An 18210-nucleotide genomic window follows, 5' to 3' on the forward strand; every position below is an offset into this window, starting at 1 on the left:
ATTTAAATGTCAACCTCTCTTTTTTATCTATTGAATACGTTTGATAAAACGTAGTATGTTTTCTTACAATTTAAATAGCTTGTCTAGCATCAAAGTTAGATACAAACATAGATTTCTTAGATGAAATTTTAATTTGATCATACATTACAGACATTTTTGATTGTAATAGTTCAGAACCTTCTACTAAAGGTAAACGAACTGTTTTATTACAAATTTCAGCAATCTCTAAACCTGTTTTTACACCCACTGGGTTACCTTCTTCAAAAAGTGCATCAGTAAAGTCTAACAGTTGCGACATTTGCATAGTTGCTTGTTTTGCGTTACCGTTTAATGCTTGTTGAACTGTACTTCCAAATTCTTGTGGAACAACGTTTCCTAAAACTGTAATTACGCCAGAACCTCCAATTGAGATAATTGGAACTGTCATAGCATCATCACCTGAAATAAATAAGAAATCGTCTGGAGTTGCACTAATCACTCTCATTGCTTGAGTTAAATCGGCAGAAGCATCTTTAATACCAAAAATATTTTTGTGCTTCGATAACTCCACAATTGTATCCACATTCATGTTTACACCTGTACGTCCTGGTACATTGTATAAAAGAACTGGAAGTGGTGAAGCATCTGCAATAGCAGTATAATGTGCAATAATACCTTGTTGAGAAGGTTTTACATAATATGGACAAACTGATAGAATGGCATCAACGCCAGTCAAGTCAAATTCTTTGAAATTTTGAATCACCTCAGCAGTGTTGTTACTGCCGTTACCAAACATAATTGGTTTATTGGTAGGATTGTTTTGCTTTACAAATTCTAAAACTTGTTTCTTTTCATCCTTAGTCAAAGTAGCACTTTCCGCAGTAGTTCCATTTACTACCCAATATTCTGCATCTTTAGTATGATCTAATAACTTTTTTAAAGCAGGGAAATCAACCTCTCTCTCTTTTGTAAACGGTGTTACTAGTGCGATACCTTGTCCAATAAATGATTCCATGATTTATATATAAAAATTAATATATGTAATTTTCTTGTATGTGTCTTATAATTAATACGAATATAAATTTAATCAGTTCAAGTATTTTGAACAAATATTCAATAAAAAGAAAACCTTTTCGTAACAAGTTGTTATATTTATAACTTAAATAGATAACATTAGAAAATATGATAACAATTGCAGAAGCAGTAGAAGAGATTGTCCGTAAGTCTCCATTTTTAGAAGAAGCCATAGTTGACGGCATTGTTAACTATACTGGATTGGCAAGACAAATTATGCCAGAAGTAGAGGAGAAATTGATGAAAGACGTGCAAATAGGTGGGGTTGTTATGGCAATTCAGAGGTTAAGACCTAAACTTTCAAAACTTGATATTGAGCACGAAGTGTTGGATTATTTGAAAAAAATGGGGGAAATCATCGTACGATCTGATTTAATTGATTACACTTTTAAGAATTCTCCAACTCTTTTGGGTAAACAACAAGAACTTTTAAAGGTTATACAAGGTGAGAAAGATGTTTTTCAAGCATCCTCAAAAGGGGTGTATGAAACCAATCTTGTAACTAGTAAAAAGATGACCGATCAATTGGTGAAAATTTTTGAAGGAGAAGAGGTAATTAGCAAAAAAGAACACCTTGCTTCATTAACTATGAGGTTGCCTCAAGATAATACTTCCGTTCCAGGTATATATTATTACTTATTAAAGAAAATTGCATGGGAAGGTATCAATATTGTTGAGGTGATTTCTACCACCAATGAGTTTACGCTTATCCTAGATAAAAATGATGTAAACAGAACCTTCGGTCTATTACATAATTTAGTAAATGATTAATTATGAATGAATTAACTCCATTTGAAAAGTGGGTAATTGAAAATAAAGGTACAGAACAACCTTTTACTGGTAAATTTTACTATCATAATGAAATAGGAGTTTATACTTGTAAAAGGTGCGATGCCCCATTGTATAATTCTAAGGATAAATTCGAGGCCAATTGCGGTTGGCCTGCTTTTGATGATGAAATAGATGGAGCAATAAAGAAGGTAAAAGATGCAGACGGAAAGCGTACAGAAATTCTATGTAATAACTGTGATGCACATTTGGGACATGTATTTGAAGGGGAGGGTTTGACTCCAAAAAATACTCGACATTGTGTGAATTCTATTTCATTAAATTTTGAAGCTAAGGATTCAAAATTGTCAACAGCCATTTTCGCCTCAGGTTGTTTTTGGGGTACTGAATATTATTTCTTAAGAACAAAAGGTGTAATTTCTTGTGAGGTAGGTTACATAGGTGGAACGACTGAAAATCCAACTTATGAAGAAGTTTGCTCTGGAAATACGGGGCATGCAGAAGCTTGTAAAGTAGTATTTGATCCGGATAGAATAAGTTATGAATCCCTAGCAAAATTATTTTTCGAAACGCATGATCCTACACAGTTAAATAAACAAGGACCTGATATTGGAACTCAATACCGTTCTGAAATCTTTTATGTAGATGAGGAACAAAAAAACATGGCATTTATCTTAATTGCTCAATTAAAGGCAAAAAGGATTGATGTCGTAACTAAAGTTACTAAAGCAACACAATTTTACCCTGCAGAAGATTACCATCAAGATTATTATGAAAAAACTGCTGGTAAACCTTATTGCCACATCTACGAGAAAAAATTCTAATGATAAAAAAACAGGTTGTTTCATAAGACCACCTGTTTTTTTATTAATAAAGAGTGCTATTATTTATTATCTTCATCTTTATCATGACGAGATTTTAAATGCTTTTTCTCTGCTTCTCTTATTACTTCAATTTCTGAAAGGGTATTTCCTTTTTCGTTCTCTTGACCAACATGTTTTGGAGATCCAAGAATTTGAGAGTTATAAATACTTGTATGACCTGAGAACATGTAAGCAGTAATACAGGCTACAGCTATAAAAACTGCAGATTCATGACCAAATAGTTCGATACCCATTACAGTACAAGCCATAGGAGTGTTGGTGGCACCACTAAATACACCCACAAAGCCCATTCCAGCTAATAAAGCAATAGGGATAGCATTGTATAAATCGAATGACGACAAGAAACTACCCAATGTAGAACCAATGTAAAATAATGGAGTCACCTCACCACCTTTAAATCCTGCACCAAGTGTAAACGATGTCGTTAATGTTTTCATCAAGAAATCGTACCAATGCATCTCTACAGTAAACGATTGACTAATGATGGGTACACCTAAACCAAAGTATTTCATATCATAATTACTGTAATCTAAACCATGGTTCATGTTTAAAAGTACGATAGCTAAAGCTAATACAACTCCACCTATCATTGGTCTTGCAGGAGCATATTTAATATTTGATTTAAATAAATGTCCAAAAAAGTGGTTGGCTTTACTGAAAAGCATGCCAGTTAAACCAAATGCAATACCAGCGAGTACGCAAAGCAGAAGGTTTTCTAAAGTCATTTCTGGTATTTGAAGACCATCAAAGAATAAAGCAAAATAATCGGTATGATGTATACCCAACTCATGACCTACATGATGAGTAACATAATTGGCGACAATAGCAGTAAAGAAGCTTGGAAAGATGGCTTCATAACGCATACGACCAATGATATATACTTCTAATCCGAAAATTGCACCAGCCAGTGGAGTTCCAAATACAGAGGAGAAACCAGCAGCAATACCTGATATAATTAATAATTTACGGTCGTATTTATCTAACTTGAATATTTTAGTAAACTGATCGGCAATAGCACCACCCATTTGAACGGCTGTACCTTCTCGACCTGCTGATCCACCAAAGAAGTGAGTTGCAATAGTCGCTATAGTTACCAACGGAGCCATCTTTAAAGGAATGATTCTATTTGGTCTCGTAATTTCATCAAGTAATTGATTATTACCTTTTACTACATCTTGCCCTAAGTAATGATAACAGGCTCCAATAAGAAAACCACCTATAGGTAATGCGAATATAATCCATTGATTATCACCTCTCCAACCTGTTGCCCAATGAAGGCCCCACAAGAATAGGGCTGATCCCAACCCTGTTAAACCACCTACTAATAGGCCAATTAAAACCCACTTTAGTATGTATAAAAACACCGGGAATTGTTCTACTTTTTTAACCCACTTTGGAAATTGTTCGTGAGTATACCCTAAAAAAGCCATAAAAGTTATTTAATTTAGATAATGATTTGATAAGTAAAGTTAAAAGATTTTACGAGATAAAAAACGAAACAAACGAAACTGTAAAGTTTCATTTAAGAATTATGAGAATAAAATTCGTTGTCAACAATTCGATAAGAGACTTAAAACAAAGTATTCAAAAAATTGGCCCATTTATTACTTCAGTGATTGTTGGTATAGCAAGTTTGGTTGCTTTGATGACTTTTTCAGAAAATGTTCAAAAAGATTTAAATAGGCAATCAAAAGAAATTTTAGGTGCTGACCTTGAAATTAGAGCTAATTACGAGTTAAAAGACTCTATTTTAAATAATTTTACAACAAAAGAAAGTCAATTTATCCGTCAATATAATTTTGCTTCTATTGCTTATAATGAGAAATCATCCAAAAATAGAATGGTTGACCTAAGAGCCTTGGAAAAAGGATTTCCTTTTTATGGTCAATTGGAAGTAGCCCCAGAAGAAGCCATTATAGAATGGGAAAGAAAAGATAAAATAGTATTTGTAGATAGTGCAGTAATGCTTCAATTAGAAGCAAATATAGGAGATTCTATTCAGTTTGGACAAACCCGTTTTAAGATTGCGGGGACAATAAAAAAAGGAATTGGTCAGAGTAGTATTATGGCGGCAACAGTTCCTATAGTTTACTTTCCTTTTAAATACTTATCATCTACAGGCTTAATACAAAAAGGTAGCCGTGTTAATTACCGATACTTTTTTCAATACCCTGATAAATATGATGTCCAAAATCTTATAACGGAAAAAGATCAAATAATAGAAAATAATAAATTAAGAGTTGCTACAACGGAAAACAATACTGCTCGAATAGGGCGTTTCTTTAATGATATTGATTCATTTTTAAAACTCGTCGCTTTCATTTCCTTGTTGCTAGGTTGTTTGGGAGTGTCGAGTGGTATTTATATTTACATCAAAGGAAAATTAAAATCTGTGGCTATTTTGAGATGTTTGGGAGCAACAACCTCTGAAACATTTTTGATCTATTCCATTCAAATTGTAATTCTCGGGTTTATCGGAGGTGTTTTAGGAGCAGCAATAGGCTCACTTGCTCAAATATATTTCCCAATACTCTTTTCTGATTTGCTAATGGTAGATGTGAGTAATGATTTATCCATACAAGCATCTCTTTATGGTATTTTATTGAGTATTATCATCTCAGTATTATTTGGTTGGTATCCTTTACTTCAAATTCTTGATGTAACCCCGGTTTATGTTTTACGAAACCTCAATCTACTGACAACATCAAATAATCTGGATAAAAAGATAACCTTAACATTAGTCATCGGTTTGTTCATTTTTGGATTTGCCTATTGGCAATTAGGTGAAGTTTTAAAGGCTGTTATTTTTCTATTTTCTATAGTTTTTGTAATTGCTCTTTTGGCGGTCATCAGTAAAAGTTTTATTTCTATCCTTAGAAAAGTGAAGGTTGGACAACTTCCATTTAATTTAAAATTTGGGATATCTCAATTATATCGTCCTAATAATCAGACACTCATTCTAGGTATTACTATTGGTTTAGGAGTGTTTTTAATCATTTGTATGTTATCTATTAGAGGAATTCTGATTGATAAAGTTCAAAATGTAGGTAAGGAAGGGGATACCAATTTAATATTTTATGATGTTCAGAAAGGGCAGGTTGAACCTTTGTCAGAATTACTAAATAAAAATGAGGTGAATATTGAACAGGATGCCGCTGTTGTTACCATGAGTTTGAAATCTCTAAATAGTAAGAATAAAAAAGAAACATTAGCAGATTCTACTCTAAAAGTAAAACGTTGGGTGTTTGATAGAGAGTATAGGGTGACATTTAGAGATCATTTAAAGGAAAATGAAAAAACTGCAGAAGGTACATGGATAGGGAAGTCTTCAATAAATGAAATAGTTCCAATATCTATTTCAAAATCATTCTTAGAGTCTTCAGGGATGCAATTTGGTGATCAATTACTATTTGATGTTCAAGGTTATAAAGTGAAAACAAAAATTTCTCATATTCGAGAAGTTGATTTCGCTCGTATGGAAGCAAATTTTGTTGTCCTTTTTCCGTCAGGAGTATTGGAAGCAGCACCAGCTTTTCATGTGATAGGGGCGAATGTAAAAGACAAAGTGAGGATAAGTGATATTCAATCAAAAGTATTAAAGAACTTCCCAAATATAAGTACAATTGATTTAGCAGTGATCTTCCAATCGTTAAATGACATATTGGATCGAGTAGCTTTTGTATTTAAATGGCTAGGAGGGATTTGTATATTATCGGGATTTTTGGTGTTGTGGAGTAGTTTATCAATTAGCAAGCATCAACGAAAGAATGATGCAGGAGTGTTACGAAGTTTGGGTGCGAAAAGTAGTAATCTGATAATGATAAGCCTCATAGAATATTGTCTAATTGGTTTATTATCATCACTTACTGGAATGCTTCTCGGATGGATTGGAAGCTTTTTATTGGCCTACTTTGTATTTGATATTCCTTTCTTTATAGCAATATCAGATAGTATTTTGGTGACATCTTCAATTGTAGTACTCACCATACTTGTGGGGATTGTTTATATGCGACAGATCACTAAAGTAAGTCCTTTAGAAGTGCTTAGAGATTCAACTATTCAATAGAAGTAGCAGAATTAAATGAATTCATTTCAATCTTAGCTTCCTTTTGCTCAGCTTCTTGATTTTCTGTTAAATAGTGATGTACCCCGACCAAAAAAAATAAGCCTATTACAAAGAATAACAGTCTTGCTTTCATAGATATTTGTTTTTATTTATAATATAGTAGTTTATTTGATCACAATATATAAATATTTTTGTTATTTATAGTATTTTACCAGAAAAAATTAAAACCCATTTAAACAATCAAAGTTTAAATGGGTTTAATCATATTTGATATAACGAAATTCTAACGACTTCGTCTGTTTATCTCGTCTTTAACAAGAGTAAGTTCTCTACTTGCTTGTCCTGCAACAGAAGTGTTTTCTTCAGCTCTTCTAAATAAATATGGAAGTGCTTCTTTAACAGGTCCGTAAGGTAAATATTTAGCAACGTTATATCCCTTTTTTGATAAGTTAAATGAGATATGATCACTCATGCCAAATAATTGTGCGAAGAAATAATTTGTATCTGTAGAAGAGATCCCATATTTATTCATTAAGTCAACAAGCAATAAATTTGACTCTTCATTATGAGAACCTGCACATAAAGCAAAGCCTTTGTGGTTATCCATGATGAAGTTCAATGCTGCGTCATAATCTTTATCTGTAGCTTCTTTAGAAGGTTGAACAGGATTTTCGTAACCCATTTTTTGAGCACGTTCTCCCTCTTTTTCCATATAGGCACCTCTTACAAGCTTTACACCTAATATGTATCCGTCTTTTTGAGCATTTTCAAAATCAACTTTTAATTGAGCTAATTTTGCATGTAAATACATTTGATAAGTATTATATACAATTGCTTTTTCTATATTGTATTTCTTCATCATTCTGAAAGCAAGTTCATCCACTGGGCCTTGCATCCAAGTTTCTTCAGCATCAATAAAGATTCTAACGTCTTTTTTATAAGCAGTAGCACATAATAATTCAACTCTTTCTACAACTTTATCCCAATCTATCTTTTCATCAGAAGTAAGAGTTTCACCAGCGTGTACTTTTTCTAATAAACTAATTTTAGCAATACCAGTAAGCTTAAATACAGAAAATGGGATGTGTTTTTCTTGAGAAGATTTTTCAATAGTTTGAAGAATTTCAGAAACAGTATGGTCAAAACTCTCATCTGTTTCAGCACCTTCTACTGAATAATCTAAAATAGAACCTATTTTAAACTTACCTAACGTATTAATAGTATCGATACTATCATTAATAGTTTCGCCTCCACAAAATTGTTTGAAAAGCGTTTTTTTAACTAAAGATTTGATAGGTAAGTTAACTTTAAATGCAAGGTTAAGACAAGCCGTACCTAACTTAACAAGATTGGGAGATCCCATCATGGCAAATAAGGCGTAAGTTTGTTTTAACTCGTTATCATTTCTCCATTCAAATGCGGTCTTGGTATCTTTAAAATTAACCGTGTTTGTGTCAACCATAGTGGTAGAATTATGTTATATGTGTGGTGTTAGTATTTTATTAAGGTAGGTTTAACCTTAATCTACTACAAATGTAGTTCAACATGTTGAAATAAGTAAGTTTATTCATCTAAAAAATTAATAAACTTCTGTAATTTTGGATAATAAAAATCAATAACAAGATGTACGAACAGATTTCAAAAAACATAAGAGAAAGAAGATCATTTTATCCTTTAGAATATACACAAGAAGAAATCCCTAAAGAGGATATCATGGAATTTCTAGAAGATGCAAATTGGGCCCCTAACCATGGTTTAACTCAACCTTGGCGTTTTGTTGTATTCGAAAAGGAGGGATTACAAACTTTATCTGATGTTCAGGGTAAAGTCTACAAAAAAAATACTCCTGAAGAAGAATTTGAAGAGAAGAGATACGAAAAACTAAAAAAGCTTCCTCTTTTATCAAATTATGTGATCGGAATAATAATGCATAGAGGAACCAATAAAAAAATACCAAAGCAAGAAGAAATGTTAGCGGTGGCTTGTGCAGTTCAGAATATAGCTTTAGGTGTTTCAGCCAAAGGATATGGAGGGTATTGGTCCACAGGAGGTTTAGTCAAATTTCCTCAAGCTAAAGAGTATTTTGGACTTAATGAAGAAGATGAGTTTATGGGCTTATTTTATATCGGTACAATTTCAGGTCAGAAAAAAGTTGGCAATAGAGACAATATATCTGATAAAGTTACTTGGGTAAATGAATGATATTTTACTACATTTGTGCAACCAAATAAAATCTGTGACGTTATTAAAGATAGTTGAACAGATGATAATTTGTTCATATGAAATAAAACATTATCATAATGGGAAAAGCAATAGAAATTACAGACGCTAACTTCGATGAAGTAGTATTAAAATCAGATAAGCCAGTATTGGTAGACTTTTGGGCAACTTGGTGTGGACCTTGTTTGATGATGTCTCCAATCATTGAAGAATTAGCTACTGAATTGACAGATGCTGTAATTGGTAAGTTAGATGTTGATGCTAACCCTCAAGCAGCTGCTAAGTTCGGTATCCGTTCTATCCCAACTATGTTGGTATTTAAAAATGGCGAGCAAGTAGACAAGCACATTGGTGCAGGTTCTAAAGCTGAACTTTCTGAAAAAATTACAGCCCAACTGTAAACAAGGAAAAACATTAAAAGGAAGGGATCTTATTGAGTTAAGGTCCCTTTTTTTTGGTCAATGTGTACAGTCCTAAAATAACGATACACTAAAACAATGTAAGCAGTCGCCCATCCCCATCTATTATGCCTCAAATTCCTGACTTAATTTTACGTCATCATTAAAACGTAGATATTATGTCAAAAAAAGCAGAAATGTATGCTCATATAGCATCATGGAAAATTAGTGGTTTACAACAAAAAGCTTATTGTCAACTTCATTCAATTAAGCTATCCACTTTTCATTATTGGGTAGTAAAACAACGTAAAGAAAATACAAATCCAGCTAAGGGGAGTTTCATCCCTGTCAAAGTACCGAAGAAGGTTGAACAGACCGTTAAGACCGTTACTCTCGAATATCCCAATGGAGTAAAACTCCATCTTTCAGATCGAGAACTATTAAAAGAAGCAATTCATTTTTTCTAATGTTATCTCTTCGTAATACAGATCGTATTTACCTGTACAGTAAATTTACAGATATGCGAAAAGGATTTAATGGGTTGAGTAATATCGTTATTTCTTTAATGGAACTGGATGTGACTAATGGAGATATTTTCGTTTTTATTAATCGAAGTAAAGATAAATTGAAACTGCTTCGGTTTGAAAAAGGCGGTTTTTCATTGTATTATAAACGTTTGGAAAAAGGTCGGTTTGAGCTTCCGAAAGGGTTCGACAAACAGAAAAACATCTCTTTATCTTCGACAGAAATTATGATGATAATTGAAGGTATTTCTTTAGAAAAAAGAGGTCAAAAAGTACGTTTTTAGTATTAAAATCGCTACTTTTGTAAGGTGAGTAAGGATGATAAAATAGCGAATTTAGAACAAGAAAATGCACAACTGAAGACACAGTTGTCAATGCTTCAAAGTATGCTTTACGGTTCTAAATCAGAGAAACGAAAACAAGCGGATATACCCGATAATCAGCTCTCTATTTTCGCTCAAGACAAAGAGCAGAAAACGGAGCCTTCTCAGGAGATTACCGTTCCTGCTCACAAACGCAAAAAGAAAAAGCCTGTACGAACAGCTTTACCAGAGCATCTGGAACGTGTAGAAGAAGTGATTGAACCTGATCATGATTTGGATGGATGGCATAAAGTGGGTGAAGATGTCACGGAAGTACTCGAATGCGAGCCTGCCCGCTTATTCGTTCGTAGAATTATTCGCCCTCGTTACGTTCGTGATACACATCAAGAGAACAGCGAGTTTAGTCAAGCAAATTTACCATCAGATCTACCATTTCCTAAGTCAAGTACATCGGCAAGTTTAGCCGCACAGATGGTCGTGAGTAAATTTATCGATCATATCCCCATCCATCGTTTTATCAAGCAATTTGAAAGACAAGGTGTTTATCTAAAAAATACAACGCTCATAGACTTACAAAAAAGAACGGCGGATAAACTGAGTATTTTATACGACACACTCACTCAAAAAATACAGCAAAGTAACTACCTTCAAATCGATGAATCGACCATAAAGGTGATGGGAACAGGTAAAAAAGGAAAACCACACCAAGGATATATGTGGTATTACCTTGATCCTAAAGCCAAATTATTATCGATTCATTATGCAAGCGGTCGAGATCGGAAATATTTAAAAGAACATCTGCATAATTTTTCAGGTTATGCTCAAACCGATGGCTATAAAGCTTACGATTATTTTGATCAGACAACAACAATTACACAGCTCAATTGTTGGGCCCACGCACGTCGATACTTTTTTGAAGCACATAAAGGTGGAGATAAAAGGGCATTGGAGGCGGTGAACCTTATTGGCCAGCTCTACGAACTGGAAAAATCACTGAAAGAAGAATCTAATCCAAAAATCATCTATCAGCAAAGGCAAAAGTATGCTCTTCCAGTAATCAATACACTTTTTGAGTGGGCAAAAAAGCTAACCGTCTTACCTAAATCTCAGTTAGGAAAAGCAATACATTATCTTCTCAATAGAGAAAAAGGACTCCGAATGTACTTAACTAACGGTAAACTTTTGATTGATAACAACCCCATAGAAAATAAAATTCGTCCACTTGCTATTGGTCGAAAAAATTACATGTTTGCAGGAAATGAAGAAGGAGCAAAACAAGCTGCCATGTTCTATGCCTTTTTTGCAACAGCCAAAATGAACGACATTGAACCTTTTGAATGGCTAAAATCAACGCTAGAAAAAATAGATGATCAGCCGATCAATAAAATTGAGGAATTACTGCCGGTGAAGTAGTATTTAGCGGGATGGGCGACTGCTTACAAAACAATCGTTTTAGGGAATGAATATATAAGTGAAGAGTACAAGTTTTATTTATTATTTGGAATGAATAATTGAATAGTTCAAAATAACAAAATTAAAAAAAGGTTGTCATTGAACTTTAGTAGTAAAATAGAGATTAGACTCTCTATTAACTACTTGTTCTAAAGACAACCTTAATTTATTAAAAAAGACGTTTTCTTAGTCCATAGAGTGTTCCATTGTGTGGAATACATTCTGAACATCATCATCTTCTTCTAGTTTTTCTAATAGCTTATCTACTTCAGCTTCTTGTTCAGGATCTAATTTTTTAGTTACTGTAGGAATTCTATCCAAACCAGATTTGATGACCTCATATCCTTGTTCTTCTAAAGCTTTTTGTAAAGAACCAAAGCTTGAGAATTCTCCATAAATCATGATAGTATCATCTTCTTCATCGATAAATACTTCCTCTGCACCGAAATCAATCAATTCTAATTCTAACTCTTCCTCATCAATCTCGCCTTTAGTGATTTTGAAGTGACATTTATGTTCAAACATAAATTCTACAGAGCCAGAAGTACCCAAACTACCGTTACATTTGTTGAAGTAACTACGTACATTAGCAACAGTTCTATTGTTGTTGTCAGTAGCTGTCTCTACTAAAATAGCAATACCGTGTGGAGCGTAACCTTCAAATAATTTTTCATCATAGCTTGAAGTGTCTTTATCAGTTGCTCTTTTGATTGCTCTATCGATATTATCTTTAGGCATGTTCTCTGCTTTACAGTTTTGTAAAACAGCACGTAATCTTGAGTTTGAATCAGGATCAGAAGAACCACCTTCTTTTATAGCAATAACAATATCTTTACCCAAACGAGTAAATGTTTTTGCCATATGTGCCCAACGTTTTAACTTTCTGCCTTTTCTAAATTCAAATGCTCTTCCCATTTTAATATATATTTTTTAGTGTGCTTCTTCTAAAGAATACTCACTGATTAATTGTTCAATTACTCTTGGAAAATAGAAATGTTCCAATTTTAAAACTTTTGCCCCAACTTCTTCAGGTGAATCGGTTTTTAGGATAGGAGTAGTGGCCTGAAGAATGTATTGTCCTTCATCGTAATGTTGATTACAGTAATGAATAGTTATTCCTGATACCGTGTCTTTATTTTCAACTACAGCTCTATGAACATTAATACCGTACATTCCTTTTCCTCCATATTTTGGTAAGAGTGCAGGGTGGATGTTAATCACCTTGTTTTCATATTCTTCCAAAATACCTTTGTCAACTAGTAATAAGAAACCTGCAAGAATAATGAAGTTGACTTCTTTCGTTTTTAAAAAGTCCAATACCTCACCATTTGAAAAAGCAGCTTTTGGGAAATAATGATTCTCCACATTTAGTTTAGCAGCTTTTTCTAATACGCCAGCTTCTTTTCTATTTGCTAAAACAACAAATTCAATATCTGTTCTTTCTTCAAAATGTTGAATAATTTTGAAAGCATTTGATCCTGTTCCTGAAGCAAAAATTGCTATTTTAATCATCGTAATATTAAGTTTATGCAAAGATAAAAGCTAAGATCATACATACAAATTCATCTTATTTTATTAGTTGTTGTTTGTAATCATCTAAATTATCAAAAATCAATTTTTAAATAATTTGATAATGATGTGTTTTTATTCTTTGCAATAAACATTTGAAGGGATGAGCAAACACACATCCCTTCATAGTAAATTCCTATTTTTGAATCATTTTTTTTGATAATCCAATTTATTTTAATGCTGAAACCCCTAAAGAGGCAGCACCAATAATACCTGCATTATTACCCAAAGTGGCTAATCGGATATCAAGTTTATCGGTATAGTAAGCCGGAAGGAAATTATTGATCACAGCATTCATATTTCCTTTTAAGTAATCGAAAGTTTCGGAAACACCTCCACCAATAAGAATTGTTTTAATATCTAATACTCTCACTAAAGAAACTATTAGTTCACCAACGTATTGCCCCATATCCTCAAATACTTTGAGTGATAGTTCATCTCCATCATGTGCAAGTGTTGCTACCATTTTAGCATCAAATTCTTCTGGTAAATTGGTAGAAAGTACCCCTTCATCTTTATACTTTTGAGCCATTTTGATAATACCAGCCTTGCCAATGTTTTCTTCAATAGTTCTTCCAGTAGAAGACATAATGTGACCAATTTCTAATCCATTACCGTCTCCACCTTTAAATATTTTTCCATCAATTACACATCCACCGCCAACGCCAGTGCCAAGTGTAATAAAAATATAAGTATCGGGAAGATCTTCTCCACCAAACTCTAATTCCCCTAAAGCAGCAGCATTAGCATCGTTATCCATTACTATTGGTAGTTGAGGGAAATCTTCTTTAAGAATAGTGACTAGGGGTTTATTAGATAACCCTTCTACGTTAGGTAAATCTAGTGTTGAATTACCATCTGAGGAGATAGTTCCAGGAATACCAATTCCTACAGATTCAATATCTGGGAACTTTTGTAATCTTTTTGCCAATAGTTTAGAAAAGTTGGCACAAAAATCGCCACCTTCTGATACAGAAACTGTGGGGTATTTTTTCTTTTTGATGATGTTACCATCTGCGTCTACGACACCAAATTTAACGTTTGTACCTCCTATATCAACACCTAAAAATTGTTTCATACCTTTACTTTAGTTGGGTTCTAATATTTTTTGATTTATAATTTTAATAAATCTTTTTCTCTTTTTTGATAATAATCGAATATTAATTTTTAGGTAAAGATATTATTTGTCAATTTTTTGTTTGAAATGAAGAAACTTAGGTTCATACAAATATTTCTTTTATTGATAACTGTTACTTTCATAACAGAAGGAAGCACCGTGTCATTAAATGAACCAAGGACTAAAGGGGTTACCAAAGAAGTTGCTTACCATGTAGAATCTTTATTTGAGAAAAGTAACCTTGATAGCATTAAGCTTATTCTTGATAAGTATAAAATCTTTATAGATAAAAATTCTGAAGTAGCAGATCAGCATTGGCTCAACATACAATTAAGTCATTACTTTAGACTTGAAGGATTACTTGATTCTGCCGAAAAATATGGTAGAATATCCTATCAAATTGCTGAAGATAGTTATGACCTTCAATTATTAGCGGAATCCAATATTTTATTAGCTCGAATTTATTTAGACCAGAATAAGACAGTTTCTGCTTTAAATTTATTGAAGGTAGCACATAAAATTGTCAGTGAAACCAATGATGCAGTAAAGAAAGCATCCATATTAATTGATATCGGAGAGATCAATTTACAGTTTAAAAAGTACGTCACTGCTTACGAACATTTTGATGATATTGAGAACTTAAAAAATTCATCCAATTCTCATCATTTAGCTTATCTTAAAAACAAGGCTTTATTAAATAAAGGTAAAATTCATATTGTACTTAAAGAATACAATGAACTGACCAAAATTATCAAAAAGCTAGATGCTCAAAAATCAATTAGTTTAGAAAAAGACTTTGAAGGGTATATTCAACTTCTTCTTTTAAAAGGGGAATTAGCTATTGGTTTAAATGATTTGAAATTGGCGAAGAAGATTTTGCTTTTGGCGGTAAAAGAAGCCAATAGAAAACAGATTTCATATGCTAAATTAAATGCTTATATAGATTTAGGTAACTACTATTTAAAAGTAGAAAATTATACGAAAGCATATGAAGCTTTTGAAAAAGCTTATGTAATATGTAAGCAAACTAAAAACTTAGAAAAAGAGTACACTATTTCATTGGAATTAGCAAAAACGCTTCAGCATATCAATAAAGATCAATCGATCTATTTTTATAAAAAGTCATTAAACTTATCAGATAGTTTATTTAATAAAGAAAAGCTGGCAGCTGTAGTAGATATGCAAACTTTTTATGAAGTAGAAAATCAAAAAAGTGAGAATGTAAAATTAGAAGAGTTGGAGTTTAATCAAAAAGTAAAACTACAACAAAGAACGCAGGTGCTTTACTTTGCAATGGCGATCCTGTTTATACTTTTGGTTTTCATATACTACATATTTCATATTCAAAAGAAAACAAAACGTCTGAATACTCGACTTTCGATGACCAATGATGAGTTAGAAATGGCCAAAGAAGCAGTGGAGGACATTAATCAAGATCTTGAAGCAAAAAATGAGATTCTTAAAGTGACATTAGAACATTCTAATGAGCAAAGTAAGCAACTCAATTATCAGAACAATAAAATAAATAGTAGTATCAAAAGTGCTCATTTGATACAATCTTCAATACTTACATCATCTCATAGAATTGATAAAGCTTTTGAAGATAATTTTATATTTAATCAGCCAAAAGATATTATTAGTGGTGATTTTTATTGGTTTGTGGAAATTGAGGGTTGGAAGATTTATGCTTGTGTAGATTGTACAGGGCATGGCGTTCCAGGCGCTTTGATGTCGATGATGGGGAATAGTTTACTTTATGAAATTGTTAGAGGTAATAAAGTCTTTCAACCATCAGTAATTCTCACAGAGTTGAACAAATTAGTTGTTCATAACCTTCAACAAGAACACAACGATAACAATGACGGCATGGATATGAGTTTAATTGCAATTAAAGAGAATGACTTATATTTCTCTGGTGCAAAGAACCCATTGTATATCGTTAGAGATGGCGAATTGACTAAGTTGAAGGGAACTAGAAAATCAATTGGTGGTGATCTGAATAATATCTATGAACAGCATCATTGGACCATTGAAAAAGGAGATATGGTGTACATGACTACCGATGGGTATCAAGATCAGTTTGGAGGATCAAAAGCTAGGAAATTCATGGTTGGTCAACTAAGAGATTTGTTTACTGATATCGCTAATTATCCAACTGATAAACAAAAGAAGATATTATCAGGTACTATCAACGACTGGATGAAAGAGGGAAGATGGGAACAAGTCGATGATATGTTGGTTTTGGGTATACGTTTTTAAAGAAAAAATCCCCTTGTAATTTATTTACAAGGGGATTTTTTGTTAAAGATCTAATACTAAAGAAGGAGGTCTACCAATGACCGCTTTATTGTTTTTAATAACAATTGGCCTTTCAATTAATTTAGGGTATTTGACCATGGCATCGATCCATTCTTGTTCAGAAAGTTCCTTACCCTTAAATTCCTCTTTAAAAATACTTTCAGTTTTTCGGAGAAGTTTTTCAGGATGAATATCAAGTAATTTGATGATTTCTGATAATTCACCTTTAGAGGGTGTGTCTTTAAGATACTCTCTGATTTCAATATTCTCATCAGAATTCTCTTGAAGCAACTTTAGTGATTCTCTACTTTTAGAACATCTTGGATTGTGCCAAATTTTGATCATTGAATAATTAATTTTTCGTGTTTTTATATATATCAATTAATTTTCTAGCACCAGTAAGTGCTGGAACCTTGTTTTGAATTACTCCATTTTCAAGTGAATCAATTTTTTCAGAAACAGCCGAATTATTATAAAAAGATCTTTTTAGGTAGCTTTCTATAGTTTCGTGCATCCAATGCAAGTTTTGTTGCTGTCTATTTGATTGGAAGAACCCTTTTGTTTTCATGTCTTTTTCAAACTTCATGATATTATCTAGAATATCATCTAAGCCTTCTTTATCTACAGAAGAACATGTCATTACCTTAGGAGACCAACCTGTTTCTGAAGGAGGGAAGAGGTGTAAGGCATTTTGATATTCAGCTCTTGCTAACTGTCCTCTACGAACATTATCACCATCTACTTTTGTAATAGCGATAGCATCAGCCATTTCCATAATACCTCTTTTTATACCTTGAAGTTCGTCACCAGCACCAGCCAACATCAATAATAAGAAGAAGTCTACCATTCCTTTAACGGTAGTTTCAGATTGACCAACACCAACAGTCTCAATAAGAATAACATCAAATCCTGCGGCTTCGCAAAGAAGCATTGTTTCTCTGGTTTTATAATTAACTCCACCTAAAGCAGAACCTGCAGCAGATGGGCGAACATAAGCCAATGGATCGTTGGATAATTCCTCCATTCTTGTCTTATCTCCCAAAATACTACCACCTGAAATCTGAGAACTTGGGTCAATTGTTAGCACCGCTAATTTTTTTTCTTGAGAGGTAATATGTTTGCCAAAAGACTCAATAAAAGTACTTTTACCTACACCTGGTACACCAGTAATACCAACTCTTAGACTATTGCCTGTATGAGGTAATATTTTTTCAAGAACTTCTTCAGCAAGAAGTATATCATCGTCAAGTTTACTTTCTATTAGGGTGATAGCTCTACTTAAGATTATTCTATCTCCTTTAATAATACCTTCAGCATATTCTTCGGCAGATAATCTCTTTCTTCTTCTGTATTTCATGATTGTATATTTTGAAACTGGTATCGCGAACTACCGATGTAAAACTAATAATTCTTTTATCTATAAAACACTAATTCAAAGAATATTTCTAGTCTAAATTTTTATTAAGTGTAAATATTTTAGTTATCTAATAATGATCAATAAATAATAAAATTATAAA

The 18210-nt window shown here is 32.8% G+C and carries 18 protein-coding genes; 9 read left to right on the top strand and 9 right to left on the bottom strand.

What is annotated here, in order from left to right; translation table 11 throughout:
- Positions 1-70: 70 nt before the first annotated feature.
- The gene (dapA, locus tag MY04_RS04570) at positions 71-994 is read right to left on the bottom strand and encodes a 4-hydroxy-tetrahydrodipicolinate synthase (RefSeq protein ID WP_066206980.1); all 924 of its coding nucleotides are present in this window, start codon (positions 992-994) and stop codon (positions 71-73) included.
- Between the two features lie 167 nt (positions 995-1161).
- On the opposite strand from dapA, the gene MY04_RS04575 reads away from it, so the two are divergent.
- Together MY04_RS04575 and MY04_RS04580 are read left to right on the top strand one after the other, a co-directional pair.
- On the top strand, positions 1162-1824 hold the full coding sequence (locus MY04_RS04575) for a hypothetical protein (protein ID WP_066206983.1): 663 nt from the start codon (positions 1162-1164) through the stop codon (positions 1822-1824).
- 2 nt (positions 1825-1826) lie between these two features.
- Positions 1827-2666: a bifunctional methionine sulfoxide reductase B/A protein gene (locus tag MY04_RS04580; RefSeq protein WP_066206988.1), complete on the top strand. Its 840-nt coding sequence runs from the start codon at positions 1827-1829 to the stop codon at positions 2664-2666.
- A 59-nt stretch (positions 2667-2725) separates the two neighbouring features.
- Here the strand turns inward: MY04_RS04580 and MY04_RS04585 are convergent, their stop codons facing one another.
- A complete protein-coding gene (locus tag MY04_RS04585; RefSeq protein WP_066206990.1) occupies positions 2726-4156 on the bottom strand; it encodes a voltage-gated chloride channel family protein in 1431 nt (476 codons plus the stop codon).
- Between the two features lie 101 nt (positions 4157-4257).
- On the opposite strand from MY04_RS04585, the gene MY04_RS04590 reads away from it, so the two are divergent.
- Positions 4258-6792: an ABC transporter permease gene (locus MY04_RS04590; RefSeq protein ID WP_066206991.1), complete on the top strand. Its 2535-nt coding sequence runs from the start codon at positions 4258-4260 to the stop codon at positions 6790-6792.
- Here MY04_RS04590 and MY04_RS04595 read toward each other — a convergent pair.
- Entirely contained in the window at positions 6782-6925 is a 144-nt protein-coding gene (locus tag MY04_RS04595) for a hypothetical protein (RefSeq protein ID WP_158297564.1), read from the bottom strand. The genes MY04_RS04590 and MY04_RS04595 overlap by 11 nt on opposite strands.
- Before the next feature lie 150 nt (positions 6926-7075).
- Positions 7076-8254, bottom strand: a complete 1179-nt coding sequence (locus MY04_RS04600; protein ID WP_066206992.1) for a proline dehydrogenase family protein — start codon at positions 8252-8254, stop codon at positions 7076-7078.
- A 161-nt stretch (positions 8255-8415) separates the two neighbouring features.
- On the opposite strand from MY04_RS04600, the gene MY04_RS04605 reads away from it, so the two are divergent.
- The 5 genes from MY04_RS04605 (at position 8416) to tnpC (ending at position 11670) form a co-directional block, all read left to right on the top strand.
- Entirely contained in the window at positions 8416-8994 is a 579-nt protein-coding gene (locus MY04_RS04605; RefSeq protein ID WP_066206994.1) for a nitroreductase family protein, read from the top strand.
- Between the two features lie 98 nt (positions 8995-9092).
- Complete coding sequence (gene trxA / locus MY04_RS04610) at positions 9093-9413, top strand: thioredoxin (protein WP_066206995.1); 321 nt, start codon at positions 9093-9095, stop codon at positions 9411-9413.
- Positions 9414-9589: 176 nt separating this feature from the next.
- Positions 9590-9877 carry an IS66 family insertion sequence element accessory protein TnpA gene (tnpA, locus tag MY04_RS04615; RefSeq protein WP_066207001.1) on the top strand — a complete coding sequence of 96 codons (288 nt, stop codon included), beginning with the start codon at positions 9590-9592 and terminating at the stop codon, positions 9875-9877.
- Complete coding sequence (gene tnpB / locus MY04_RS04620; RefSeq protein WP_066207003.1) at positions 9877-10218, top strand: IS66 family insertion sequence element accessory protein TnpB; 342 nt, start codon at positions 9877-9879, stop codon at positions 10216-10218. The genes tnpA and tnpB overlap by 1 nt, the downstream gene beginning before the upstream one ends.
- Before the next feature lie 24 nt (positions 10219-10242).
- A complete protein-coding gene (tnpC, locus tag MY04_RS04625; protein ID WP_169055521.1) occupies positions 10243-11670 on the top strand; it encodes an IS66 family transposase in 1428 nt (475 codons plus the stop codon).
- Positions 11671-11895: 225 nt separating this feature from the next.
- Here the strand turns inward: tnpC and MY04_RS04630 are convergent, their stop codons facing one another.
- The 3 genes from MY04_RS04630 to MY04_RS04640 all read right to left on the bottom strand — a co-directional run bounded on the left by MY04_RS04630 (position 11896) and on the right by MY04_RS04640 (position 14356).
- Entirely contained in the window at positions 11896-12624 is a 729-nt protein-coding gene (locus tag MY04_RS04630; protein WP_066207008.1) for a YebC/PmpR family DNA-binding transcriptional regulator, read from the bottom strand.
- A gap of 15 nt (positions 12625-12639) precedes the next feature.
- Positions 12640-13221 (bottom strand): phosphoribosylglycinamide formyltransferase, encoded by a 582-nt coding sequence (gene purN, locus MY04_RS04635; RefSeq protein ID WP_066207012.1) that lies wholly within the window; start codon positions 13219-13221, stop codon positions 12640-12642.
- Between the two features lie 226 nt (positions 13222-13447).
- Positions 13448-14356, bottom strand: coding sequence for an ROK family protein (locus MY04_RS04640; RefSeq protein WP_066207013.1), 909 nt, complete (start codon positions 14354-14356; stop codon positions 13448-13450).
- Positions 14357-14554: 198 nt separating this feature from the next.
- Between MY04_RS04640 and MY04_RS04645 the strand changes: the two genes are divergently transcribed.
- Positions 14555-16654, top strand: a complete 2100-nt coding sequence (locus MY04_RS04645) for a SpoIIE family protein phosphatase (RefSeq protein WP_158297565.1) — start codon at positions 14555-14557, stop codon at positions 16652-16654.
- 42 nt (positions 16655-16696) lie between these two features.
- Here MY04_RS04645 and arsC read toward each other — a convergent pair whose 3' ends face one another.
- Entirely contained in the window at positions 16697-17038 is a 342-nt protein-coding gene (arsC, locus tag MY04_RS04650) for an arsenate reductase (glutaredoxin) (protein ID WP_066207017.1), read from the bottom strand.
- Between the two features lie 7 nt (positions 17039-17045).
- Positions 17046-18050, bottom strand: a complete 1005-nt coding sequence (gene meaB / locus MY04_RS04655) for a methylmalonyl Co-A mutase-associated GTPase MeaB (RefSeq protein ID WP_066207023.1) — start codon at positions 18048-18050, stop codon at positions 17046-17048.
- Positions 18051-18210 lie beyond the last annotated feature (160 nt).

Origin of the sequence: Flammeovirga sp. MY04, assembly GCF_001682195.2 — a bacterium.
Classification (GTDB): Bacteria; Bacteroidota; Bacteroidia; order Cytophagales; family Flammeovirgaceae; genus Flammeovirga; species Flammeovirga yaeyamensis.